Source organism: Streptomyces sp. NPDC025806, assembly GCF_055558275.1.
Map to the genome: position 1 here is coordinate 38,601 of NZ_JBVHMU010000014.1, position 25,128 is coordinate 63,728.

A 25,128-nucleotide genomic window follows, 5' to 3' on the forward strand; every position below is an offset into this window, starting at 1 on the left:
ACAAAGTTCGCGCCAGTGCGGTCATAGCTCTTGGCGCGCCGGGAAAAGAGGTCTAGCTTTCACGGCGCTGTTGCTGTGTCCGATGGGGAGTGGGTGAGCACATGCGGCGGTTACCGCATCACAAGCCGTTGCCCGTACGAGAGTTCGGCGCGGGAAGAAGCAGACGAGGCAGACGCGGCCGGGTCTGGGCCGTCGGGATCGCCGGGACGGCGCTGGCCGCGGGGCTGCTCAGCGGCCCCGCCGCGAGCGCCTACACGGATCCCGGCAACGGGCGTATGACAACGATGTCCATTCAGTCGCCGCCGGGCGGCGCGAATGTCCGGGTGCTGGTCTTCTACGGTTCGGCGGCCGGCGACGAGTCGCCGACGGTCGACGCGGGCATCGCGGCGATCGAGAAGATCGGCCTGTCCGGGCCCACCGCCCAGCGCTTCAAGGTCGTGGCGAGCGACGACGCCTCGGTCTTCACGGACGCCGCCCGGCTGAGCCGCTTCAACGCGGTGGTCTTCCTGACCGGCGGCGGGGACGTCCTCGACCCCGACCAGGAGGCGGGCCTGGAGAGCTACATGGAGGCGGGCGGCGGTTTCGTCGGCATCCACGACGCGGCCCGCGCCGAGCCGTACTCCGACTGGTTCGGCGGGCTGATCGGCGCCCGTCCGGCCGCCTCCGCGCCCCCGGCCGTGCAGCGCGCGACCGTCGAGGTCGGCGACCGGCAGCATCCGGCGACGAAGGACCTGCCGGTGCAGTGGAAGCGCCCCGACCAGTGGCTGAACTGGGCGAAGAACCCGTCCGGCGACGTGCACACCGTCGCCCGGGTCCGCGAGTCGACGTACAAGCCGGGCGCGGGTGCGAACGGCGCCGACCATCCGGTGTCCTGGTGCCGTGACTACGACGGCGGACGCTCCTTCTACACCGGGATGGGCGGGACCGTCGCCTCGTACGACGAGGTGGACTTCCGCGACCATCTGCGCGGCGCGCTGCTGTGGACGTCGCGGATCGTGCGGGCCGACTGCAAGGCCGCGATCAACGGCAACTACAAGGCCGAGCGTCTGACCGCGCCGAACCAGCCGGGGCAGAGCGACCAGATCGGCGAGCCGCACGGGCTCGTCACGGCGCCCGACGGGCGCGTCCTGTACATCGGGCGCGGCGGCGGGGACTCCTCGCAGCCGGTGGTCACGGACTGGAACGACCCGGACATCGGCAAGGGCAAGGGGCAGGTCCACGTCTACGACCCGAAGACCAAGAAGGTCACGCTCGCGGGCGAGTTGACCGTCTTCGGCAACAAGGGTGGCGGCGACGAGCTCATCAAGGTCGAGGAGGGTCTGCTCGGCATCGAGCTCGATCCGAAGTTCGAGGAGAACGGGTGGGTGTATCTGCACTACACCCCGCACTCGCAGCTCGACCGCGACAAGCAGATCGCCGAGCGACGCGTCTCGCGCTTCACGCTGGACCTCGCGACGAACCAGCTGGACCTGAGCAGTGAGAAGGTACTGCTCAAGTGGCCCGTGCAGGTGCACAGTTGCTGCCACGCGGGCGGCGGGATGGCCTGGGACTCGAAGGGCAATCTCTACATCGCGACGGGTGACAACAACTCCTCCGGGTTCAGCGGCGGTTACTCGGGCAACAACCCGGAGCCGAACTACAAGGGCGTCTCGTTCGCCGACGCGCGCCGCACCGCCGGAAACACCAACAACCTCAACGGCAAGATCCTGCGCATCCACCCGGAGCCCGACGGCACGTACACGCTGCCCGAGGGGAACCTCTTCACCGGGAAGGAGACCGCGGAGGGCGGCGGCAAGACGCGCGGCGAGATCTATGTGATGGGCGTCAGGAACCCCGCGCGGATCTCCGTCGACAAGAAGACCGACACGCTGTACGCGGGCTGGGTCGGCCCGGACGCCGGTGAGCCCTCGACGACCTGGGGGCCGGCCAAGTACGACACGTTCGCCGTGATCACCAAGGCGTCCAACCGCGGCTGGCCGTACTGCATGGGCAACAAGCAGCCCTACCGCGACCGCGGCCTGCCCGACCCGAGCAAGCCGCTGGGCTGGTACGACTGCGACCACCCGAAGAACGAGTCGCCGAACAACGACGGGCTCGTCAACCTGCCGCCGGTCACCGGGAACAACGTCTGGTACTCCCCGCAGGGCGGCGCCCCCGACTATCCGCGCGACGCGAACGGTGTCCCCTCGTACAAGAAGGAGGAGGCGACCTATCTGCTGCCGTGGCTCAAGGGCGGCGGGCAGGCCGCGATGGACGGGCCCGTGTACCGCTACGACGCCGCGGTGCCGAACACGGACAAGTGGCCGAGCTACTGGGACGGCAAGTGGTTCATCGGTGACTTCTACGACTCCGACCAGCCGCGGCACGCGGTGCTGACCGATCCGAGGACGCACGGCGAGGGCTCCGTGCCGGTGCACGCCGAGTCGCTGAAGAAGATCGTGCCGATCGGCAACGACGGCATCAAGAACCTCATGGACTGGAAGTTCGGTCCCGACGGCGCGCTGTACGTCCTCGACTACGGGCGGGGCTTCTTCACCTCCGACGGCAAGTCGGCGTTGTGGAAGGTCACGTACACGGGCGGCGCGGCGACCCCGGCGGCCGATCAGCTGGCCAGGAAGGGAGAGTGACGATGACGGATCGGCGCAGGCGAAGACTGTGGACGGCGCTGTGTGCCGCCCTGCTGATGTGCCTCGGGCTCGTCGGCACGACGTCGACGGCGTACGGACGGCCGGACGACACTCGACAGGCCGCGGCCGAGCAGGTGTTGACCTGGACGGCGGGCGACGACATCACCAAGTACGGGTCCGCGCCCACGACGGCGGTCGCGGGCAAGGCGACGATCGTGTTCGAGAACAGCGCGGCGACCGGCAACACGACGGGCATGCCGCACACGCTGACCTTCGACGTGTCGGACCCCGAGTACAACAACGACGTGCCGCTGAACATCCTGGCGAACCCGAACGACGACCAGGGCGGCAAGCACACCGTCGAGGTCACGCTCTCCCCCGGGCGCTACCGCTACCACTGCACGATCCCGGGCCACAGCAGCATGCAGGGCATCCTCGTGGTGACGGACGGCGGGGGCGGTGACGACACCACCGCGCCGGAGACCTCCGCGAAGGCGGAGGGGCAGACGAACGCGGACGGCGCGTTCGTCGGCTCCGCCGCGGTGACCGTGTCCGCGACCGACGCCGGGTCGGGCGTGGACCGGATCGAGTACGCCCTCGACGGCGGCGCGTACACGCCCTACACGGCGCCGGTCGTCGTGAACCAGGTCGGTGCGCACACCCTGAAGTACAAGGCGACCGACAAGGCGGGCAACGCGGCCGAGGAGAAGTCGCTCACCTTCACCGTGGTCGCGCCGCCGACCGACGACTCGACACCGCCGGAGACGTCGGCGACGGTCACGGGTGAGAAGGACGCGAGCGGTGCGTACGTCGGCATGGCCACGGTGACGGTCTCGGCGTCGGACACCGGCTCCGGGGTCAACGCGGTGGAGTACGCGCTCGGCGCCGACGGCGCCTGGCAGCCGTACACCGCGCCCGTCATGGTCCACGAGCCGGGCGAGCACACGGTGCGCTACCGGGCGGCGGACAAGGCCGGCAACCAGGCGGCCGAGAAGTCCGTCACCTTCGAGGTCGTCGCGCCGCCGGCCGAGGACACGACGCCGCCGACGGTGGCACTGTCGGTCGCGGGCGAGAAGAACTCCGACGGCGCGTACATCGGCGACGCGAAGCTGACGCTGACGGCCACGGACGACGGCTCGGGCGTCGCCACGGTCGAGTACTCGCTGGACGGCGGTCCCTATCTCGCCTACACCCAGCCCGTGGTCGTGGACCGGGTCGGCGCCCACTCGGTGGCGTACCGGGCGAGCGACAAGGCGGGGAACGCGTCGCCGGCGCAGACCTTCGCCTTCGCGGTCGCCTCGGGCGGCGGAGTGCCGGCGCCGAACTGCCCGGAGTACGACGAGCGTGCCACGGTGTTCGTCGGCACGGTCGACACGGGTGTGCCGAACCGCGTCACCGAGAACCGGTGCCGGATCAACGAGTTGATCGAGGACGAGAAGGAGTGGACGTCGCAGGCCCTCTTCCTCAAGCACGTGAAGACGGTCACCGACGGGCTCCTCGAGCAGGGCGTCATCGACCAGCGCGAGTACAACCGGATCAACCGCGCGGCGAAGCAGTCCGGGATCGGCAAGCCCGGGCAGACCGAGGGCTACCGGAAGATCCTCGACGGCACCGAGGAGTCCTTCGCGCGCTGGGAGCAGGTCGGCGGCGGGAAGTTCGCGCTCAACGCGGACGGCTCGATCACCAGCCGCACCGACGTCCAAGGCATGGGCATGCTGTGGTTCCCGGAGCGCAAGTACGGCGACTTCTCGCTGAAGCTCCAGTGGCGCGACGACGCCCCGGGCACCGGCAACGCCAACGGCGGGGTCTTCGTCCGCTTCCCGTGGGTGCACGACCACCCCGAGGAGACGCGACCGGAGTGGGTCGCCATCAAGTACGGGCACGAACTCCAGGTGCTCGACCGGCCGGACGGCGACATGTACAAGACCGGTTCGGTCTACGGGTTCGACCGGGTGGGGCTCGCGGGCGCGGGCGTCACGCAGAAGGGCACGTGGAACGACTACGAGATCAAGGTGGTGGACCAGCACTACTCGGTGTACCGCAACGGTGTGCTGATCAACGAGTTCGACAACACGGGTGGTCAGGTCTTCGAGCCGCCGCGCTCGGACGACCCGGGCACCGACGGCCGGCGCTACGCCTCCGGCTATCTCGGGCTCCAGGTGCACAGCACGACGGACGTCATCTCGTACCGCGACATCCGGATCAAGGAGCTGTGAGTCCCGTCCGTTTCGGGTGAGTTCGAGCCGGGTCAGTCCTCGTGTCTGGCCCGGCTCGGCTGTACGCGCTTGGGCTCGCCCGGCATCTTCGGGTACTCGGGCGGGTACGGCAGGTCGCCGAAACCGCGGTCCTTCTCGTCCCGGTCGGCGAGTTCGAGCAGAGCCTCCAGGGAGTACCGCTCCTCGTCCATGCGGGCGTGCACGTCGCCGACCTCGGCGTACCGCTTGGGCATCGTCATGATGTCGAAGTCGCGGGGCAGCGCGTCACCCACCTCGTCCCAGGTCAGCGGGGCGGAGACGGGGGCGTTGGGGCGGGCCCGGATCGAGTAGGCGGAGGCGATGGTGCGGTCACGGGCCGTCTGATTGAAATCGACGAAGATCCGCTCGCCGCGCTCCTCCTTCCACCAGGCGGTGGTGACGTGGTCCGGCATCCGGCGCTCCAGCTCCCGACCACAGGCGATGGCGGCGCGCCGCACCTCGACGAAGGTCCAGCGCGGCTCGATGGGCACGAACACGTGCAGGCCGCGTCCGCCGGAGGTCTTGGGCCAGCCGCGCAGCCCGCCGAAGTCGTGGAGCACGGCGCGCAGTTCGCGGGCGGCGTGCACGGCGTCGCCGTACTCGGTGCCGGGCTGCGGGTCGAGGTCGATGCGCAGTTCGTCGGGGTGGTCGGGGTGGTCACGGCGCACGGGCCAGGGGTGGAAGGTGAGCGTGCCGTACTGGGCGGCCCACAGGACGGCGGCCTGTTCGGTGGGGCACATCTCGTCGGCGGTGCGGCCCGAGGGGAAGGTGATGGTGGCGGTGGGGATCCAGTCGGGCATGTTCTTGGGCGCGCGCTTCTGGTAGAAGTGCTCGCCGGTCAGACCCTCCGGGTAGCGCTCCAGGGTGGTGGGGCGATCGCGCAGGGCGCGCAGGATGCCGTCGCCGACGGCGAGGAAGTAGTTCGCGACGTCGAGCTTCGTGTAGCCCGTCGCTCCGCCGTCGGGGAAGTAGATCTTGTCGGGGCTCGACAGACGCACCGCCCGTCCGCCCGCCTCCAGCTCGACCGCGTCACCCTTGCTGCCCATGCGCCCACGCTAGGCCCAACGGACGAACCCCGCACACCGGGCGTCTTCCGCCCGTACGGGACAGAATCGGGGCATGGATCTTCCCGTCATGCCGCCGGTCCGCCCGATGCTCGCGAAGTCCGCCGCGCGGATCCCGGCGGGGATGCACTACGAGGCGAAGTGGGACGGCTTCCGCGCGATCGCGTTCCGCGACGGCCCCGAGATCGAGGTCACCAGCCGCACCACCAAGTCGCTGACCAGGTACTTTCCCGAGCTGGTGGCGGCGCTCGCGGAGCGGCTGCCCGAGCGGTGCGTGCTCGACGGGGAGATCGTCATCGCGCGGGACGGGCGGCTCGACTTCGACGCGCTGACCGAGCGGATCCACCCGGCGGAGTCCCGGGTGCGGACGCTCGCGGAGCGCACACCGGCGTCGTTCGTGGCCTTCGACGTGCTCGCGCTCGGGGACGAGTCCCTGGTGGACGCGCCGCTGAGCGAGCGCCGGGCGCGCCTGGAGGAGGCGCTCGCGGGGGCGGACGCGCCGGTGCATCTGGCGCCGGCGACGACCGACGCGGAGCTGGCGCAGCGCTGGTTCGAGCAGTACGAGGGCGCGGGTCTGGACGGGGTCGTGGCGAAGCCGCTGGATCTGCGGTACCGGCAGGACGAGCGGCTCATGATCAAGGTCAAGCACGAGCGGACGGCGGACTGCGTGGTCGCCGGGTACCGCTTCCACAAGAGCGGCCCGGTCGTCGGCTCGCTGCTGCTCGGCCTGTACGACGACGCGGGCACGCTGCAGCACGTCGGGGTGTGCGCGGCGTTCACGATGAAGCGCCGCACCGAGCTGATCGCGGAGCTGGAGCCGCTGCGGATGGACGCGGCGGACGGGCATCCGTGGGCGGCGTGGGCCGACACGGCGGCGCAGGAGAAGTCCCGGATGCCGGGGGCGACCAGCCGCTGGACCGGTAAGAAGGACCTGTCGTGGGTGCCGCTGCGCCCGGAGCGGGTGGCCGAGGTGGCGTACGAGCACATGGAGAACGGAGCGCGCTTTAGGCACACGGCCCGCTTCCGTCGCTGGCGTCCGGACCGCACCCCGGAGAGCTGCACGTACGCGCAGTTGGACGAGCCGATGTCGTTCGACCTGGCGGACGTCCTGCGCTGAGTCCCGGGGGCTCGCGGTTTTCGGCCAACCCCCGACTCCTGTCACGCACGGGTCTTCCGGGTCCCGGGGGACACCCTTATGCTCCTGCGCCCGTCGAGGCTTACCGCCGGTAAGCCCGGGGCGACGAGGGGGACGCGGGCATGGCGGCGACACGGCGTGGGTTCATGGCGGGGACGGGGGTGGCAGCCGCGGGGTTCGCGCTCTCGGGGGTGGCGGCCCCGGCGAGGGCGGCGGAGCCGGACGGCGGGCCGGGCGGTACGGTGGCGGTGCTCGGCGGCGGGGTCGCGGGGCTGACCGCCGCGCACGAGCTGGCCGAGCGCGGGTTCGCGGTGACGGTGTACGAGCGCCGGGCGCTGGGCGGCAAGGCCCGCAGCATGGACGTGCCGGACAGCGCGAAGGGGACGCGCAGAGCACTGCCGGGCGAACACGGCTTCCGGTTCATCCCCGGGATCTATCACAACCTGCCGGACACGATGCGCCGCATCCCGTTCCCCGGCAACGCGAACGGCGTCTGGGACAACCTCGTCGCCCCGCCCGAGATGATGTTCGCCCGCACCGGCCGCGAGGACATCCGGCTGCCGCTCCCCTGGCCCGGACACCAGCCGGCCGAGCTGGACCTGGACGACATCCGGCGCGCGCTGACCGCGGTGCTCGACACCGCCGTGAACCTCCCGCTGACCGAGACCGCGTACTTCGTGAACCGCATCCTGGTCTTCCTGACCAGCTGCGACGAACGCCGCGACGACCAGTGGGAGCGCACCCCGTGGTGGAACTTCACCCGGGCCGGCCAGATGTCGAAGGACTACCAGCGCATCCTCGCGGTCGGTGTGACCCGGAACATCGTGGCGACCAAGGCCGAGGAGGCGAGCACCCGCACGGTGGCCACGCTCCTGGAGGCGTTCGCGTTCAACGCGCTGGGGCGGGGCGCGGACGGCCCCCTCGACCGGATCCTCGACGCCCCGACGAACGAGGCGTGGATCGACCCCTGGGAGAAGCATCTGCGCTCGCTCGGCGTCGAGTTCCGCATCGGCTGGACCGTACGCGAACTCGCCTACGAGGACGGCCGGATCGCCAAGGCGGTCGTCGAGGACCCGGACGGAGTACGGCGTGACGTGACCGCCGACCACTACGTGCAGGCGATGCCGGTGGAGCACGCGCGGGCCACCTGGGGCGCTCGACTCAAGGCGGCGGACCCGCAGTTGGCGGCCTGCGACCTGCTGGAGACGGACTGGATGACGGGCATCCAGTTCTATCTGACCGAGCGGCCCGACCTGCTCGACGGGCACCTCAACTGCATCGACTCCCCTTGGTCGTTGACGGCGATCGCACAGGCCCGGCACTGGCCGGACCGCGACTTCCCGGCGGACTACGGGGACGGGGTCGCCGTCGACTGTCTCTCCGTGGACATCTCGGAGTGGGACCGGCCGGGGATCCTGTACGGGAAGACGGCCAAGCAGTGCACGCGGGAGGAGGTCGCCAAGGAGGTGTGGGCGCAGCTCAAGGCCGCGCTGAACGACACGGGCCGCACCCCGCTGAAGGACAGCACCCTGCACGCCTGGTTCCTCGACCCGGGCGTCGACGGCCTCGGCACCCCGAACCCCACCAACGTGGACCAGCTCCTCATCCACCCCACCGGCACCTTCCACCACCGCCCGTCGGCCCGCACCGCGATCCCGAACCTGTACCTCGCGGGCGACTACATCGCCGTACCCATCGACCTCGCGACGATGGAGGGCGCCAACACGTCCGCGCGGCTCGCCGTGAACGCGCTCCTCGACCGGACCGGCTCCGCCGCCGCCCGCTGCACCGTCCGGGCCCTGCACCGCGAGCCCGCGCTCGAACTCCTCAAGCGGCACGACCGCACCCGCTACCGGCTGGGCCTGCGCAACGCCCTCGACCTGGGGTGACGGACCCCTCCAGCGGGTATGAGCCGGGCGTGGACGCAAGGCGCAGACGCGTCGCCCTCGTGGCGGGACTGCTCGCGGCGCTGCTCGCGGCCTGCACCCCCGGCGGGACGCCGCCCGACGGAGGCGACTCGTCGGGGCCGACGCAGGGCGGCGCCTCCGTGCTCGCCGTCAAGATCGACAACTTGGGGGCGGCGCGTCCGCAGACCGGGCTCGACCGCGCGGACGTGGTGTACGCGGAGCGGGTCGAGGGCGGGCTGAGCCGGCTCATGGCGGTGTACGGGACCCGGGCGCCCGGGGTCGTCGGGCCGGTGCGCAGCGCCCGCGAGACCGATCTCGAACTGCTGGGGCAGTTCTCGCGGCCGACGCTCGCGTTCTCGGGTGCGCAGCGGGCGCTGCTGCCGGCCATCGCGGCGGCGCCGCTGCGCGCGGTGACGCCGGACTCGGCGCCCGGCGCCTTCTACCGCGGCGCCGACCGTCCCGCACCGCGCAATCTCTACCTGCGGCCGGGGAAACTGAACCACCCGGTGTCCGGCACGAATGCGGGCACGCTCGCCGGGTTCACCTTCGCGTCGCGGGCCCCCGGGGGCGGTAGCCCGCTGTCGCACCGCACGGTGCGCTTCCCGGCGGCCCGCTTCGACTTCACCTGGTCCGGGCGGCAGCATCGCTGGCTGGTGTCGATGGACGGCCGCCCGGCGACCACGCCGTCCGGCAGCCGTCTCACGGCGGCCACGGTCGTCGTCCAGTACGTGGACATCCACGACTCCCGCCTCCACGACAAGCTCGGCAACACCTCCCCGGTGTCCCGCACGGTCGGCTCCGGCCGGGCGGAGGTCCTCCGCGACGCCCGCGCCTACCCCTCCCACTGGACCCGCCCGACCCCCACCTCCCCCACCCACTTCACCCTCCCCTTCGCAAAGGGCCCGGTATGGGTCCTCCTGGCCCAGGCTCCCGGCGGGGGCGGGGGGCGGGGCTGAACCGGGCACCGAGAGGTGCGGGGCGGGATTGATCAGACATTGAGGCGGGACCGCTCGGGCGAGGATCAGCGACTCCGTCGCGGGGCACGGGGCTGTACCCCGTCAGCGACTCCGTCGCGGGGCGCGACCGGCGGCCCTGGGGGCGCACGGAGTGCGTCTTCAGGGGCGCGGGGAACTGCGCGAGCAACCACGACGGCGCGACACCCGACGACGGGCCTCGGCCCCTACGGCGGTGACGCACTGGGCAGGGCCCGCTGAAACGCGTACCCGGCACCGGGGTGCCGCCTTGCCCACCCGTGCCGCCCCAGGCGGCAGACTGCCCAAGGCTAGGTCGACTGGAACGCGCACCCGGCACCGGGTACGGCCCCAGGCCCGGCGCCGGGCCGACGGCCCCCGGAGGGGGCGGGCCGGAGCGGGGCCGGGGCCAAGGGCCCGTAACGGAGCGCGGAGGACCGTTGGCGCCGGGATGCGGATCAAGGGACGGCCCCGCGCAAGGGCACCCGCACCCGGCGGAGCCGACGCGCTACCTCAACCCCCGCCCCGTCTCCAGAACCTCCCGCGCCCGCGCCGCGAGGCCATCCGCTCCGCAGGAACGGGCCAGGGTCAACCCCTTGTTGAGCTCGGAGAGGGAGCGGGCGGCGATGCCGTACTCGACGCGGGCCAGGGCGTGCTCGTAGGCGCAGGGCGACGCCTCCAGATACGTCACGGCCTTCGCGTAGAGGTTGAGCTGGGCCTGCCCCGTCTCCAGCGCGGCAGCACACCGCAGGGCCTCACCGATCGCGGTGTCCGTGCCGAAGCGCTCGGCCTGGACCCGGGCCTCCCTGGCCAGTTCGGCGGCCCGGCGCGGGTCGGTGAGCGCCAGCGCACGCGCGAGGTCGCAGGCCCAGGGCGCCATGATCGTGTTGTGCCCGCCGCGGGCGATGGAGGCCTTCGCGGCGGCCTCCAGTTCACTGATCCCCGCGTCGATGTCACCGGTCGCGAGGAGCAGCCGCCCCCGCACCGAGTGGGCGTCGGGCAGCACGAGCGTGGACGGGTAGGGCGGCCCGAAGGAGTAGCGCTCCGCGATCTCCAGCGCCTCGCCGGCCTTGCCGCGGGCCAGCAGCGTGTCGATGAGGATGCAGGCCGCGTCCCAGTGCATGGGCAGCCCCGTGCCGACCCGGTCCGCGAGCCGCAGCGACTCCCGCAGGAACGCCTCGGCCTCGGTGAGCCGGCCGCGCCTGCGGTGCACGAAGCCCACGAAGGCCTGCGCGAGGGCGAGATGGCCGCCGCTCCAGCCGGCCGTCTCGTAGGCGCGGACGGCCTCGGTGAACAGGCTCTCGGCGCGGTCGAGCCGGTCGGACATCACGTACGAGTTGCCGAGCATGATGAGGACCTCGAAGCCCCATTCGGGGTCGGTCCAGCCGAGGCCCGGGGCGAGCCGCCCGTTGACGAGGGCGCGGTCGCAGCGCTCGACGACCTCCTCCGCGTTCTCCCCGCGGGTCATCGCGTCGAAGGCGCGCAGGATGAGCAGCACCCGCTCCGGGTTGGCGCGGCCCGGGAGCCGGTCGGCGAGGGCGGCGAGGTTGCGGGAGCGGCCCGGTGAGTCCTCCTCGCCGGCGTGGATGCCCTCCCACATGAAGTGGACGGCCTGGAGGCGCAGCCGTGCCGGGCCCGGTTCGAGCCGTTCGGCCTCGTCGTCGATGAGCCGGAGGGCGTCCTCCAACTGATCGTTGTGGACGAGCGCCTGGGACAGTCGGCACACCGCGTCGACCCGGCGGTCGCCGACGAGCCCGGGGGTCGTGTCGAGGGCCGCCTCCAGGTGCCTGACCGTCGTCGCGGGCGAGGTCAGGAGGGTCGCGCAGCCCAGTTCGTAAAGCACCTCGGGGCGCGTCTCGGGCAGCGGCGGTTCCTCCAGGGCGCGCTCCAGGCAGCGGCGGGCCGCGTCGGGCGCGCCGACGGCGAGGTGCTCGCGGGCGGCGGCGCGCATCTGCTCGACGAGCTCGGGGTCGTCGTCGGGGTGGACCTCGAGGAGGTGCCGGGAGGCGGCGGGGCCGTGTCCGGAGGCGGTGACGGCCCAGGCGGCCTGGCCGTGCATGGCGGTGCGGGTGGCCGGCGGGATCGCGTCGTAGACGGCGGAGGCGATCAGCGGGTGGACGAACTCCAGGGTGCCGACGTCTCCGTAGGTGGCGTCGGTGAGGATGCGGGCGGCGAGGAGCCGCTCGGCACAGCGGCCGGCCTGTTCCGGGTTCATGCCGGCGAGGAGCGCGGCGAGTCCGGGCTCGATGCGGGTGCCGAGGATGGCGGCGGCCCAGGCGAATCGGGTGGCGTCGACGCCGAGTCCTTCGAGCCGGTCGACGAGGCCGCGGCCACGCGCCGCCTTGTTCAGCGCGCGCAGTTCGGCGGCGGAGCCCTCCTCGGGGGCGAGGTCGCTGTCCTGCACCTTGGCGAGCAGTTCGACCGTCTCGTACGGGTTTCCGCCGGTGACGGCCCAGACCTCGCGGCAGAACGGGTCGTCGGCGTGGTCGCCGAGGGTGGCGCGGGTCAGTCCCGCGGTGGCGTCGGGGGTGAGGGCGCGCAGGCTGGTGGTGCCGGGCCGGGCTGCGTCCCCGACGGCGTCGAGGCAGGCTGCCGCCTGCGCGTCCTCGGGGTCGCGCTGGGCGACGACGACGAGGACGGGCAGGTCGTCGAGGCGCTCGGCGAACGCGGCGAGCCACTCCAGGGTCTCCAGGTCGGCCCAGTGGGCGTCGTCGATGAGCAGGACGAGCGGCCAGTGCAGGCGGGCGAGCCGGGAGCTCGCCGCGACGAGACCGTCCCGCACACCCTGAGGGTCCGCCTGACGTCCCGTCGGCTCGGCTATCCCGAGCGCGGGTCCGGCGATGTCGTACCAGTCGCCGAAGTACTCGCGGGCCTCTTCCTCGGTGAGGGCGAGCAGCGCGGGCTGCAGCAGTTGGCGCACGACGTTGAACGGGACGGAGGTGACCGTCTCGCCGCCGCGTGCGGACCAGACCGTGGCGCGGCCCGCGGCCATCGCCTCGACCCGGGCGAGCAGGGCCGTCTTGCCGATGCCCGCCTCTCCCTTGTACACGACGAGGCTGCCGGACGAGGCGGCGTCGCCGCACAGGTCGTCAAGTGCCCTCGCGGCGACGTCGAGTTCGGATTCCCGCTCCCACAGCGGCGGACCTGAGGAGGCGGCGTCGGCGTGCCGTCCCTGAGTCATCCCGCACCCTCCCGGTGTCGTGCGCGTCGGTCGATCGGCGTACTGCTGTCGAGACTAGTGCGCCCCGGCCTGCTGTGGAGGGGGGTCTTCGCAGCCCGTGGCGAACACGCGTGCCGATCGGTAACGATCCCGATCGCAATGCGGACCCTCTCATCACGTTTTCAGGCACGCCTCATACTGTTTCGTCCATGACCTCGCAGACTCCCGCAGGCTGGTACCCCGATCCCGGCCAGGTCCAGGGCGGCCCGCGCACCGAACGCTGGTGGGACGGCGGCCGCTGGACGGACCAGACCCGGCCGGCCACGACCGCGCCGCCGCTCCCGCCGCAGCCGGCCGGGCAGGCGCCCGCGCAGCCCGCCCCGCCGACGCAGCCCGCGTACCTGGCGCAGCAGCCGACGACCCCGGGGACACTTCCGGCGTACGGTCACCATCCGGGATATCCGGGGCAGTTGCCGCCGAAGCCGCGCAGCTCGGCGCGCGTCGCGATCGCGGCGGTCGTGGCGGTGGTGGTGCTCGCGGGCATCGGCGGCGGCGTGTACGCGCTGACCGCGGGCGACGACGGCTCGGACAGCGTGGCGCAGTCGAAGGAGTCGCCGGAGCCGGAGCCGCCGGGGACCGACGGCGGCATCAGCGGGGGCGGCGGCGGCACGTCCCCGTCCCCGTCGCCGGACGACGGGCAGCAGAGCCCGCGGGCGCCGCTCGACAAGGGTTTCGCCACCGATGTCGTGAACGGGGTCGCGCTGCCGGTGCTCGACGGCTGGACCGGCGCCGACGGAGCGGGCATAGCCGGGCTGTCGACGGGCCCGTACCCGTGCCCGGACGACACGTCGAAGAAGTGCGTGCGGGGCGGGGCGTCGACGTCGTCGGCGAAGGATCTGAAGCTGGACGCGAAGACGGCGGAGGCGGCGGCGAAGGAGGACATCCTCAAGAACGCGCAGGCCTCCTACGGCGGCAAGACGTACGGCGGGCTCCTGAACCACGACGAGCTGGCGTCGGAGAAGGTCACGGTCGCCGGGCGGCAGGGCTACCGGGTGCGCTGGAACGTGGACACCAAGTCGTCGCTGGACGCGTGGGTGGAGTCGGTCGCGTTCCCCTCGCCGTACGACCCGAAGAAGCTGGTCGTGGTGCGGATCGGTGTCGACATCCCGAAGACCGCGAAGGAGAAGGCCGAGGGGCCGGACGACACCGCGATCGACAAGATCGTGAAGGGCATCAAGGAGGCCCGGGTCACGAGCGGCGACTCGGGCGGCACGGGCAAGGACGTCTGAGCCGCGAGGAAGGTCCGGCACACAGAGGCCGGGCGGGCTCCCCTCCGCTCAGTGGAGGAGCCCGCCCGGCCCGGGGGTGCGCGCCGCCCCCGTCCCCACGGTGCGGCGCGGGCAGACCGCCGGCCGGTCATCCCTGCGGCCGGCGGTCTCCCGATCAGGTGGCCTGTTCCGGAACGGTCAGGCCGAGTCCCGGGACGAGCACGTCCGTCACGAAGCGGACCAGATACTCCGCGTCGGCGTCGCGTCCTTCCAGGACGGGGCGGCTGCGCATGACTCCGAAGAGCTGCGCACCCAGGTAGGGCAGCATCGGGTGGCCGGCGTCGATCTCGCCGCGCGCGACGGCCCGCCGGACCATCTCCGCGATCGAGGCGAGCTCCGGTTCGACGAGCGCCTCGCGCAGCGCGGCCTTCAGCTCGTCGTCCTGGAGGGCGGCGTGCCCGAGGGCCTGCATCAGCGCGGTGTCGCGCTTGCCCTGGCCCGCCGCGTTGCGCGCGGCGACGATCAGGTCGCCGGCCAGGGAGCCGGTGTCGGCGGAGAAGAACTTGACGCAGCGCCCCGCCCGCAGCGCGGCGGCGACCATCTGCGGCTTCGTCTTCCACTGCCGGTAGAGCGTGGACTTGCTGCAACAGGCCTGGGCGGCGACGCCCTCCATGGTGAAGGCGTCGTAGCCGTGCTCGCGCAGCTGGTCGAGGACCGCGTCGTAGAGCTCCTGCGCCCGCTCGGGCGTGATCTTGGAACGGCGCGAGCTCGTGGGTCCGCCGGTGGTGGCCCGTTCTCGCGTCGTCATGACTCTGCTCTCCTCGCCCGGTCGCGGTGGTGGCGGCCTCTGCTGCCGACATGTCGATGAGATCACATCAGCTATCGATACGCCAGTGTACCGGTACGCCGTCGTATCGGTACACTGGCGTATCGGTACGCGGACGTATCGCACAACTCATTCGTCACGAAAAGAGGCCGGGGGATGACTTCCCTTACCGAGCCTGCCGAACCGGAGCCGGATCCTCGCGCTTCCCGACCGCCCCTGGTCCGCGAGCTCCTGCTGGTCGTAGGACTCTTCCTCGTCTACAAGTTCGGACGGCAGCTGGCCAACGGCCACACCGCCGAGGCCTTCCACAACGCCGACCGCGTGTGGAGCCTCGAGCGCACCCTCCGTCTGCCGGGCGAGGGGAGCGTCCAGGGCGTGCTGCTCGACAGCGACGCGCTGGTGCACCTCGCGAACGTCTACTACGCGACCGTGCACTTCCCGGCGACCCTGGCGTTCCTGGTCTTCCTCTACCTGCGCCGCCCGCGCCACTACGTGTGGTCGCGCCGCGTGCTGGCCGCCCTGACGGCGGCGGCGCTCGTGCTGCACCTCTCGTTCCCGCTGGCCCCGCCCCGGATGCTGCCGGCCGCGCACCTCGTGGACACCGCACAGGTCTTCGGGCCCTCGGTCTACGCGGCGCAGCCGGACACCGACACGATGGCCAACCAGTTCGCGGCGATGCCCTCGCTGCACTTCGGCTGGGCCCTGATGGTCGCCATCGGCCTCATCGCCGCGACCCGCTCGCGCTGGCGCTGGCTCTGGCTGCTGCACCCGCTGCTGACCCTGCTCGTGGTCGTCGGCACGGCGAACCACTACTGGCTCGACGCCCTCGTGGCCACGGCGCTGCTCGCGATCGCGCTGGCCGCGCTGCGGATGCCGGCCGCGGTCACCGCACCGCGGCTGCGCCGCCACCTGCTGCCCGCCCCGGCCCACCCGGCGCTCCCGGCCGGCCCCCACGGGCCCGGCACCCCGGCGCCCTGGTCCTCGCACGCCGCGTTCGGCACCCCGCCCGACTCCCTCTCCGCCGCCCAGGTCCTGGACCGGGCCCGGATCCCCGTGCAGGTCACGGCGGGTTCCGCCTCGGCGGCGACCACTCCCCCGCCCGTCCCGACAGGAGCCCGCCGATGAGTGCCACTCTGCTCGCCGTCGCCCTCTCGCTCGTCTCCGCCGTGGCCTACGCGGCGGCGGCCGTGGCCCAGGAGCGGCTCGCGGCCCGCACCGCGGACGCCGGCGCCGGTGTGTGGCGGCTGCTCGGCACCGGTTCCTGGTGGTGGTCGGTGTCGCTCAACGCGTCGGCGGCGCTGCTGCACGTGGCCGCGCTCAAGTTCGGGCCGCTCACCCTGGTGCAGCCGCTCGGCGCGCTCACGCTCGTCGCGGCCGTGCCCCTGGGCGCCCGGCTCGCGGGGCGGCGGGTCACCGCCGGCGAATGGCGCGGCACGGCCCTGACCCTGGCCGGTCTGGCCGCGCTGCTGGTGACGGCGACGGGCCCGGCGCCCGACGACACGCTCGCGCTGCCCGAGGCGCTCGTGGTGGCGGGGGCGACGGCGGCGGTCATCGGCTTCCTGGCCCGGCGCGGCGCCCGGCCCGGACTGCGGCACGCCACGGCCTCCGGCCTCGCCTCGGGGGTGGCGTCCGCGCTGACCCAGACCGTGACGGTCGCGGCGACGGACCGCTCGGGTCCGCTGCTCGACGCGCGGGTGATCGTGGTGGCGCTGCTCGTGGCGGCGTTCGCGGCGGGCGGCCTGCTGCTGTCGCAGACCGCGTACCGGGGCGGGCTCGGTGCGCCGCTGGCGATGGTGACGCTGTCGAACCCGGTCGCGGCGGCGGTCATCGGGCTCTCGCTCCTGGGCGAGCGGCTGCAGGGCGGGATCGCGGGTCTGGCGCTCGCGCTGGCCGGTGCGGTGCTCGCGGCCCGGGGCGTGGTCCTGCTGACCCGCTCGGCGGTGCCGACGGCGCCGGGTCCCGTCCCCACCGGTCCCGAGCCGGACGGGGCGCTGGCCGCGGTCGTGCCTCTGCCGGTCCGGGCCGAGCCCGAACCGGTCGTCCTTCAGGCGTCCTGACGGCCGGGCCGGGTCTTCCCGGCCGGGCCGTCAGGCGGGGCCGGTCATCCGAAGCCGCGCGAGTCCTGCTTGAGCGCGGTGTCGACGGTCAGCGCCGTCGCCACGACCAGGCTGAGCAGCGGCTCGGGCAGCTGGAAGTGGATCTGCAGGACGTAGTTGTCCGCCGTGGTGAACATCGTCTTGGCGAGGCCCTCCCACGTCTTCGTGATCCGCGCGACCTCCTGGTCGGCGTGGTCCACGATCGCGAAGTTCCAGGCCCGCCAGTTCTCCGCCTTGATCGCGCCGACCTGCTGGCCGTTCACCATCATGCCGAAGTTGATCTTGCCGATGACGTTCTGCTGGACGATCTCGCCGACCGGCGAACCGTCCGGGCGCTCGACGATCACCCGGGACTTCATGAACTTCGCGGGGCGCGTGAGGATCAGCTGCGGCTGCCCGTAGGCGTCGCGGATCTCCAGCTTGTGGGTCATGAACTGGTCGACGCTGGACACGAAGCGCAGCGCCTTCTTCAGGCTGCTCTGGCCGATCTCGGTGACCGTGCCGAGCGGGCGGCCCTGCTGGTCCATGACGCTGTACTCGTTGGTCAGCTCGATGAGCTTGGCCTTCTGGTTCACGACCAAGACCGGCTCGGTGAACAGCGAGCCGCCGCCCTGCGCGCTCGGCGCGACGCCCGCCTGCTGCTGCACCTGGTGCTGGACCCGGGCCGCATCCGCGTGCTGCTGCGCCTGCGCACCGTAGGCCTGCTGCGGTGCCTGCTGCTGAGGCGCCTGCTGCTGAGGCGCCTGCTGCGGCTGACCTCCGTAGGCCTGCTGCGCCTGGCCGGCGTACGGCTGCGGCTGCGGCTGCGGCTGCGGCTGCGGCTGCGGCTGACCACCGTAAGGCTGCTGCTGGGCCTGAGGCTGAGCCGCCTGGTGCTGGGCCTGGGCCTGCTGAGGCTGCGGCTGCTGGGGCTGGGCCTGCGACGGGGCCTGCTGCTGCGGGACCTGGGCCGCCGCGTGCGTGTGCTCGGTCCACTGGGAACCGTCCCACCACCGCAGCGTCTGGGGAGTCCCCTGGGGGTCCGGGTACCAGCCGGCGGGGGTGTTCGATTGCGTCGTCACCGGGGCACACTATCGCGCCGCCCCATGGGCCGGACCAGGCCGGACAGATGTGATGTGTGCCCCTCCGGTCCTGTCGGAACCGGAGGGGCACAGGGCTGTCACACGGTGGCGATCGCCGGGTCGCTCACACCCACCGTGCCGTTCTCCACGTGCCCGGCGAACCGGCGCAGATAGCCGCTCACGCCCTCGGCGACGATCGTCAGGTCGTACCAGCGCCGGGTGCCCGAGAGGTCGACGGTCCGCTGGAGCGAGCCGCCCGCGGGCACGGTGTGGGTCTGCGCTCCGCCGCCGTACGCGTTGGTGACCGTGAGCCGGACCGCGGCCGCCGTCGGGTTCGTCAGGGTCAGCTCCAGGTTGCCCGTGCCCCCGTTGTGGCGGGCGGTCACCTCGGGGCCCGCGACCTTGTTGTCGCCCTTGAAGGCGCGGAGGAACCCGTTCGGGCCGTGCACCGTCAGGTCGTAGGCACCCTTGGAGTAGTACGAGTTCCAGCTGTCCGAGATCGACTTGCCGGCCTCGGCCGTGTACGTCCAGGGGCCGTCGGTGCGGTTCTGCGAGCGGATCTGGAAGGCCGCGCCCGCACTGGGGCCGCCGCTGAGGGTCAGCTTGTACTTGCCGGTCGCGAGGTCGGCGGCGCCGTCCACGTACGGGGCGTAGGCGAGCGGGCGGCTCGGGCGGGAGCCGGCCTCCTGGCGGGGCAGGGAACCCTGTGCGGGCGGCTTCGGGACGTAGCTGGAGTGGCGGTCGCGGTCCGGCGGCTGGTAGGCCGAGGTGTCGGGCAGCTGGGCCGGTTCGGTCACCTGGAGGGAGAAGTCGAAGGCCGAGGTGAGGTCGCCGCAGATGGCGCGGCGCCACGGGGAGATGTTGGTCTCCTTCACCCCGAAGCGCTGTTCCATGAAGCGCAGGATCGACGTGTGGTCGAAGGTCTCCGAGCACACGTATCCGCCGGTGGACCAGGGCGACACGACGATCATCGGGACGCGCTGACCGAGTCCGTAAGGGCCCGCGGCGCGGGTGATGCTGCCCGGGTAGTAGTCCAGCTTGGTGTCGACGGTGGACAGGCCCTGGCTCGCGGAGGACGGCGGGTACGGCGGCACGATGTGGTCGAAGTAGCCGTCGTTCTCGTCGTACGTGATGAACAGAGCGGTCCTGCTCCACACCTCGGGGTTGGAGGTGAGCGCGTCGAGCACCTGGGATATGTACCAAGCCCCGTAGTTGGCGGGCCAGTTGGGGTGCTCGGAGAACGCCTCGGGGGCGGCGATCCAGGAGATCTTCGGCAGCGTCCCGGCCTTGACGTCGGCCTTGAGGACGTCGAAGTAGCCGTCGCCCGCCTTGGCGTTCGTGCCGGTGCGGGCCTTGTCGTAGAGCGGGTCGCCCGGCTTGGCGTTGCGGAAGTTGTTGAAGTACAGCAGCGAGTTGTCGCCGTAGTTGCCCCGGTAGGCGTCGTTGATCCAGCCCCAGCCGCCGGCGGCGTCGAGCCCGTCACCGATGTCCTGGTACACCTTACAGGAGATCCCGGCCTTCTCGAGCCGCTCGGCGTACGTGGTCCAGCCGTAGCCCGCCTCCTCGTTGCCCAGGACGGGGCCGCCGCCGGTGCCGTCGTTGCCGACGTAACCGCTGAGCATGTAGTAGCGGTTGGGGTCGGTCGCGCCCATGAACGAGCAGTGGTAGTCGTCGCAGACGGTGAACTTGTCGGCGAGGGCGTGGTGGAAGGGGATGTCCTCGCGGGTCAGGTACGCCATCGTGCCGGTGCCCTTGGCGGCGATCCAGTTGTCGTAGCGGCCGTTCGCGAACGCGCTGTGCCCGCCCGCCCAGTCGTGGTCGAGGCCCGCGATGAACTGCATGCCGAGGTCGGCCGCGTCCGGGTGGTACGGCAGCGTCTCCTTGCCGGCGCTCGACTGGTTCCAGACCGGTTTGCCGCTGGGCAGGGTGACCGGGCGCGGGTCACCGAAGCCGCGGACGCCCTTCATGGTGCCGAAATAGTGGTCGAAGGAGCGGTTCTCCTGCATGAGCACCACGATGTGCTCGATGTCCTGGACGGTGCCGCTTCGGCGGGCCGCGGGGATGGCGGCGGCGCGATCGATGGAGCCGGACAGGGCCGTGAAGGCGGCGGTGGCTCCGGCGATCTGCAGGAAGCGGCGCCGGTTCAGTTCGGTCATGGGTGGGGGGATCTCCTGTTAGGTCGGTGGGTGCGTCGGCGGACGATCTCAACGGGAGTACGCCAACGGGAGTGTTCAAGACCACCGGGAGAAAGGGAAGGGGTGGTGACGGATGCGTGAAGCCGGTGGGGCGGACGGCCGAAAGTCACCGCTGCGGCGCCGGATCCGGACCGTGGGGTTCCGTCGCGGGGCCGAGGGGCTCCCCCGCGAGCCACTCGGCGACGGCCCGGCCGATGCGCTGCCCGGTCTCGATCTCGACGAAGCCGAACTGGCCCGACTGGTTGCACTCCAGGAACCACCAGATGCCGTCCGCGTCCTCCGCGAAGTCGAAGGCCCCGTAGGCGAGTTGGGCCCGGGTCAGATAGGCGTGCACGCCGTCGGCCACGCGCCGCGGCACGGGCACCGGGCGCCACGGCCCCGCCGTGTCGTCGAAGCGCACGTCGACGACGGCCCCGTCCGCCTCCTCCGCCTGCGGCCCACTCTGCGCGCGGGCCGCGAACAGCCGGTCGCCGACGACGGTCAGCCGGATGTCGGCGACCTTGCGGACCCGGCGCTGCAGCAGCGTCGGGCCGTGCGCGACGTCCCGGTAGTCCTCGCCGGGCCGCACCCGTGTGGTCGGCACGGCCATCCCGTGCCCGTCCGGGTGCGCGCCGGAGACCGGCTTCACCACGAGGTCGGGATAGCGCTCGGCGAACTCCCGGGCCACGCGGGGGAACGTGGTGATGAGGGTGGCGGGCACGGGCAGACCGCAGGCCCGCGCCAGCCACAGCTGCCAGGGCTTGTGCCGGGCCTGCCTCGCCGCGTCCGGATGGTTCATCCAGCGGGCGTCGGTGCAGCGCAGCATGCCGTACAGCGACTGGGAGGCCTCCTCGGTCAGCCAGTCGGAGGCCGCGAGGGCACGGGCGGCGGGAGTGCCGGGCCTGCGCACCCACACGGAACGCAGGCCCGCCATGCTCACGACCCGGCCACCGACGGACAGATGGCCGTGGAACGCCCCATGGGCGAACTCTCCGGACACTCCGACACCGCCGGGAAGTTCGGCCGGATCCAGTCGCAGCACCGGGATTCCCCCGGCGTTCAATTCCACGACGGCCATGTCGGCCGTCACGTCCTGTTCGTTCGTCAGGATCAGAACGGTCATTTCCGCGCGGCCGTTCAGTCGTCGAAATGGGTTTTGGACCCTGCCGTGGACGTGGTAGCGGCACTTTCTCGCAACACAGCGTAGTCGTACGCGGCCACTCCGCCGTCGGGCAGCACGTTCAACTGCAGTGCGGAGTCGTATGTGTACGGCGCGCTGACCTCTGCCTCTCGTACAGCTCGGGCATAGTTCAGGGCGAACGGTCGCATGAGTACTCCTCGTTGGGGGGCGCACCAAGCTAAGCGCATGGTGACTCTCCGGCGTCACACTCCTAGCGAATTTCTCAGATTCTTTCTGTAGGACGCATCACACCTGCGGACGAGTTCATTCCGCCACGGAGCGTGATGACGCAACGTCAGCAACCAGAAAGGGGCGGCCCTTTGGGCCACCCCTCTGCTATACCGCGCCTTTACAGTCCTTTACACTCCTTCACGCCACCGTCACCGGGCCGGCGTGAGCCATGCCGCCAGGCCCGCAGCGGCGCCAGTTCGGGGTGCGCCGCCACGTATCCGTCCAGGAGCCGGCGGGCGACGCCGACCGAGTCGACGAGCGGGTGCAGGGCGAAGGCCTTGACCGCGGCGGCGCGGGAGGCGGTCGTGGCGGCGGTCAGCACCTCGCGCTCCACGGCCTTGACCGAGGTGACCAGGCCCGTGGCGTGGTCGGGGAGCGGGTCGACGGCCACGGGGTGCGCGCCGTTGGCGTCGACGAGGCAGGGCACCTCGATGACGGCGTCCGCGTCCAGGGCCGAAAGGACCTGCCGGTTGCGGACGTTGAGGATGAGGGTGGCGCGTTCGTCGCGTGCGATGGCACGCATCAGCGCGAGCGCGACCTTCTCGTACCCGCCGGACTCCTCCAGGTCGGCCTCGTCGCGCTCGCCCGCGCCGGCCGCCTCACGGTTGTCGGCCATATATGTGGCCTCGCGCTCGGCGCGGGTGCGGTCCCAGGAGGCGTAGGAGGGGTCGGCGTAGAAGGCGGACTGCTGATCGGCGAGGAAGGCACCGCGGGTGCGTTCGGCCTCGCGGTAGGCGCGGACGGTCTCGCGGTTGAAGTAGTAGTAGTGCAGGTACTCGTTGGGGATCGCGCCGAGGGAGCGCAGCCAGTCGGTGCCGAACAGGCGGCCCTCCTCGAAGGAGCCGAGCAGGTCCTCGTCGGCGAGCAGCCGGGGCAGTTCGTCGCGGCCGTTCACGCGCAGGCCGCGCAGCCAGCCCAGATGGTTCAGTCCCACGTAGTCGATCCAGGCGTCGGCCGGGTCGGCGCCGAGGACACGGGCGACGCGGCGGCCGAGGCCGACGGGCGAGTCGCAGATGCCGATGACGCGGTCGCCGAGGTGCCGGGACATGGCCTCGGTGACCAGGCCCGCCGGGTTGGTGAAGTTGATGACCCAGGCGTCGGGGGCGACGGCGGCGACCCGGCGGGCGATGTGGGTGGCGACGGGGACGGTGCGCAGTCCGTACGCGATGCCGCCGGCGCCGACGGTCTCCTGGCCGAGAACCCCCTCCTCCAGGGCGACGCGTTCGTCGGCGGCGCGGCCCGCGAGGCCGCCGACGCGGATCGCGGAGAAGACGAAGTCGGCGCCGCGCAGCGCCTCGTCGAGGTCGGTGGTGGCGTGGACGGCGGGCGCGTCGGGGACGCCTGTGGCCTGCTGTGCGAGCACCCCGGTGATCGCCTTCAGCCGGTCGCCGTCGATGTCGTGGAGGGTCACCTCGGTGACCCGGCCCGGTGCGTGGTCGCCCAGCAGTGCGCCGTACACGAGGGGCACCCGGAATCCGCCACCGCCGAGAATCGTCAGCCTCATGGGCCGATCGTAGGGCAGCCTGATCCCCGACCAGATCTTCGACCGGCGGAGGACCCCCATGCACATCCGCTCGACCACGACGTCGACCACGGCCTCGACGTCTACCACGCCCAGACGCACCGGGCGCCGACTCCTCACCGTGGCCGCCGCGTTCGCCGCGCTGACGGTCGGCGCCGGCACCGCGACGGCGGCGCCCGCGTGGACCGAGACCGGCACCGCGCGCGTGGACTCGCTGTCCGGCAGCCAGGGCCTGGCGAGCCGCGCCGACGGCTCGCTGCTGTACCGCGGCCTCGCCTCGGTCCCGCTCGACCTGCGGATAGCCGGCTGGACGCACGTGGGTGACCCGGACATCGCGGGTGGCTACACCTTCGACGCGTACCAGGGCGGTGACGACGCGAAGAAGAAGATGTACGCGGTGACGGCGCCCGGCGGCAAGCGCACGACGTACGAACACGCCCTGGATCCGGGCGAGTTGCTGAACAACTCGTTCGCCACGGTGTCGCCGGACCGGCAGTGGCTCGTGTCGGGCGAGTGGGGCACGATGCGGCGCCTCCAGGTCTTCCCGGCGCCCGTCCTGAACCCGTCCGCGCCCGCGCCCGGCGCGAATCTGCCGCAGGCCGGCCAGATCACCCTCGACCGGTCCGTCGACAACATCCAGGGCTGCGACTTCACCGACGCCACCCATCTGCTGTGCTCGTCGGACGGGGCGACGAAGGAGGTCCTGGAGGTCACGCTGGACCGCGCCCTCGACGGCGCTCCGGTCACCGGCCGCGTCGCCTCGGCGTTCGCGATCCCGCAGCGCAGCATCTGCTCCGGCACGTTCGAGTCCGAGGGTGTCGACTACGACGCGGCGCGCGGCACGCTGCGGGTGGAGATGGTGCCGCCGTCGCCGTGCCTGGTGACGACGGCCGTGATCTCGTACCGCAGGGGCTGACCCGTAGGAGCGGGCCAAGCCGGCACGGGGTGGGGCCGGCCGGGATCAGCTCGATCTCGGCCGGCCTCTCCGGCTTCACGCCTGGGTCAGGCCGGTACCGGTGCGCCGGCGGGGAGGTACGGGATGATGGCGCGCAGGGCGCGCTCCACGTACTCCTCCTTCTCGCCGACCGGCGCGACGTAGTGCAGCGCGCTCTCCGCGGCCTCGATCCCTCGGGTGCGGGCGATGATCCACGCGGCGAGGTACGGGGAGGCGAGGCAGCCGCCGGCGGTGGCGACGGTGCCGCGGGCGTGGAAGGGCTGGTCGACGACCTCGATCCCGGCGGCGACGACCCAGGGCCTGGTCGTCAGGTCGGTGCAGGCGGGCCTGCCGTCGAGCAGACCGAGCCGGGCCAGCACGAGCGCGCCGGAGCACTGGGCGGCGATCAGCTGGCGCGCGGGGTCCAGGCCGCGCAGGACGCTCATGATCGCCGGGTCCTCGACGACCTCGCGGGTGGCGATGCCGCTGCCGATGATGACGGCGTCGGCGGCGCACGCGTCCTCCAGTGTGGACATCTGCTCGATGACGACCCCGTTCATGGACGTCACCTTGGGGCTCGGGGTGGCGATCGTGACGCGCCATCCTTCGGCCTTGACGCGGTTGAGCACGCCGAGCGCGATCAGGGAGTCGAGTTCGTTGTAGCCCTCGAAGGTCAGGATGGCGATGTGCATGGCGGGTCGGTCCTTCCGGTGCGGGGAAGGCGACCGTAAGGACCGG

At 72.1% G+C, this 25,128-nt stretch carries 18 protein-coding genes; 9 read left to right on the top strand and 9 right to left on the bottom strand.

From position 1 onward, the window contains the following. Nucleotides 1-101: 101 nt before the first annotated feature. Both ACZ4E1_RS28355 and ACZ4E1_RS28360 read left to right on the top strand, forming a co-directional pair. Nucleotides 102-2,627: a ThuA domain-containing protein gene (locus ACZ4E1_RS28355; RefSeq protein WP_467544472.1), complete on the top strand. Its 2,526-nt coding sequence runs from the start codon at nt 102-104 to the stop codon at nt 2,625-2,627. Between the two features lie 2 nt (nt 2,628-2,629). After that, a complete protein-coding gene (locus ACZ4E1_RS28360) occupies nt 2,630-4,843 on the top strand; it encodes an OmpL47-type beta-barrel domain-containing protein (RefSeq protein WP_467544475.1) in 2,214 nt (737 codons plus the stop codon). Nucleotides 4,844-4,875: 32 nt separating this feature from the next. On the opposite strand, the gene ligD is transcribed toward ACZ4E1_RS28360, so the two are convergent. Continuing rightward, nucleotides 4,876-5,907, bottom strand: coding sequence for a non-homologous end-joining DNA ligase (gene ligD / locus ACZ4E1_RS28365; protein WP_467544478.1), 1,032 nt, complete (start codon nt 5,905-5,907; stop codon nt 4,876-4,878). A 73-nt stretch (nt 5,908-5,980) separates the two neighbouring features. Here ligD and ACZ4E1_RS28370 point away from each other — a divergent pair, with 73 nt between their 5' ends. The 3 genes from ACZ4E1_RS28370 to ACZ4E1_RS28380 all read left to right on the top strand — a co-directional run bounded on the left by ACZ4E1_RS28370 (nt 5,981) and on the right by ACZ4E1_RS28380 (nt 9,923). Then, a complete protein-coding gene (locus tag ACZ4E1_RS28370; protein ID WP_467544481.1) occupies nt 5,981-7,042 on the top strand; it encodes an ATP-dependent DNA ligase in 1,062 nt (353 codons plus the stop codon). 140 nt (nt 7,043-7,182) lie between these two features. Continuing rightward, nucleotides 7,183-8,949 carry a hydroxysqualene dehydroxylase gene (locus ACZ4E1_RS28375; RefSeq protein WP_467544485.1) on the top strand — a complete coding sequence of 589 codons (1,767 nt, stop codon included), beginning with the start codon at nt 7,183-7,185 and terminating at the stop codon, nt 8,947-8,949. A gap of 29 nt (nt 8,950-8,978) precedes the next feature. Then, on the top strand, nt 8,979-9,923 hold the full coding sequence (locus ACZ4E1_RS28380; protein WP_467544488.1) for a DUF3048 domain-containing protein: 945 nt from the start codon (nt 8,979-8,981) through the stop codon (nt 9,921-9,923). Nucleotides 9,924-10,446: 523 nt separating this feature from the next. Here the strand turns inward: ACZ4E1_RS28380 and ACZ4E1_RS28385 are convergent. Next, on the bottom strand, nt 10,447-13,119 hold the full coding sequence (locus ACZ4E1_RS28385) for an ATP-binding protein (RefSeq protein ID WP_467544490.1): 2,673 nt from the start codon (nt 13,117-13,119) through the stop codon (nt 10,447-10,449). A gap of 188 nt (nt 13,120-13,307) precedes the next feature. Between ACZ4E1_RS28385 and ACZ4E1_RS28390 the strand changes: the two genes are divergently transcribed. Then, nucleotides 13,308-14,387, top strand: a complete 1,080-nt coding sequence (locus ACZ4E1_RS28390) for a DUF2510 domain-containing protein (protein WP_467544492.1) — start codon at nt 13,308-13,310, stop codon at nt 14,385-14,387. A gap of 154 nt (nt 14,388-14,541) precedes the next feature. Here the strand turns inward: ACZ4E1_RS28390 and ACZ4E1_RS28395 are convergent, their stop codons facing one another. After that, a complete protein-coding gene (locus ACZ4E1_RS28395; protein WP_467544494.1) occupies nt 14,542-15,174 on the bottom strand; it encodes a TetR/AcrR family transcriptional regulator in 633 nt (210 codons plus the stop codon). 174 nt (nt 15,175-15,348) lie between these two features. Here ACZ4E1_RS28395 and ACZ4E1_RS28400 point away from each other — a divergent pair, with 174 nt between their 5' ends. Continuing rightward, nucleotides 15,349-16,317 carry a phosphatase PAP2 family protein gene (locus tag ACZ4E1_RS28400; RefSeq protein WP_467544497.1) on the top strand — a complete coding sequence of 323 codons (969 nt, stop codon included), beginning with the start codon at nt 15,349-15,351 and terminating at the stop codon, nt 16,315-16,317. Beyond that, nucleotides 16,314-17,249 carry a DMT family transporter gene (locus ACZ4E1_RS28405; RefSeq protein WP_467544499.1) on the top strand — a complete coding sequence of 312 codons (936 nt, stop codon included), beginning with the start codon at nt 16,314-16,316 and terminating at the stop codon, nt 17,247-17,249. Before ACZ4E1_RS28400 ends, ACZ4E1_RS28405 begins: the two co-directional genes overlap by 4 nt. Nucleotides 17,250-17,293: 44 nt before the next feature. Here ACZ4E1_RS28405 and ACZ4E1_RS28410 read toward each other — a convergent pair whose 3' ends face one another. The 5 genes from ACZ4E1_RS28410 to ACZ4E1_RS28430 form a co-directional block, all read right to left on the bottom strand. Beyond that, on the bottom strand, nt 17,294-18,349 hold the full coding sequence (locus ACZ4E1_RS28410; protein WP_467544501.1) for an LURP-one-related family protein: 1,056 nt from the start codon (nt 18,347-18,349) through the stop codon (nt 17,294-17,296). A gap of 98 nt (nt 18,350-18,447) precedes the next feature. Beyond that, nucleotides 18,448-20,505, bottom strand: a complete 2,058-nt coding sequence (locus tag ACZ4E1_RS28415; RefSeq protein WP_467544504.1) for a phosphocholine-specific phospholipase C — start codon at nt 20,503-20,505, stop codon at nt 18,448-18,450. A 145-nt stretch (nt 20,506-20,650) separates the two neighbouring features. Then, nucleotides 20,651-21,646 (bottom strand): ATP-grasp ribosomal peptide maturase, encoded by a 996-nt coding sequence (tgmB, locus tag ACZ4E1_RS28420; RefSeq protein WP_467544508.1) that lies wholly within the window; start codon nt 21,644-21,646, stop codon nt 20,651-20,653. 14 nt (nt 21,647-21,660) lie between these two features. Next, nucleotides 21,661-21,852: a putative ATP-grasp-modified RiPP gene (gene tgmA / locus ACZ4E1_RS28425; protein ID WP_188335912.1), complete on the bottom strand. Its 192-nt coding sequence runs from the start codon at nt 21,850-21,852 to the stop codon at nt 21,661-21,663. Nucleotides 21,853-22,052: 200 nt separating this feature from the next. Continuing rightward, nucleotides 22,053-23,438, bottom strand: coding sequence for a 6-phospho-beta-glucosidase (locus ACZ4E1_RS28430; protein ID WP_467544511.1), 1,386 nt, complete (start codon nt 23,436-23,438; stop codon nt 22,053-22,055). Between the two features lie 58 nt (nt 23,439-23,496). On the opposite strand from ACZ4E1_RS28430, the gene ACZ4E1_RS28435 reads away from it, so the two are divergent. Next, entirely contained in the window at nt 23,497-24,372 is an 876-nt protein-coding gene (locus ACZ4E1_RS28435; protein WP_467544514.1) for a hypothetical protein, read from the top strand. A gap of 86 nt (nt 24,373-24,458) precedes the next feature. Here the strand turns inward: ACZ4E1_RS28435 and ACZ4E1_RS28440 are convergent, their stop codons facing one another. Then, nucleotides 24,459-25,082, bottom strand: a complete 624-nt coding sequence (locus tag ACZ4E1_RS28440) for a DJ-1/PfpI family protein (RefSeq protein ID WP_467544516.1) — start codon at nt 25,080-25,082, stop codon at nt 24,459-24,461. Between the last annotated feature and the right edge of the window lie 46 nt (nt 25,083-25,128).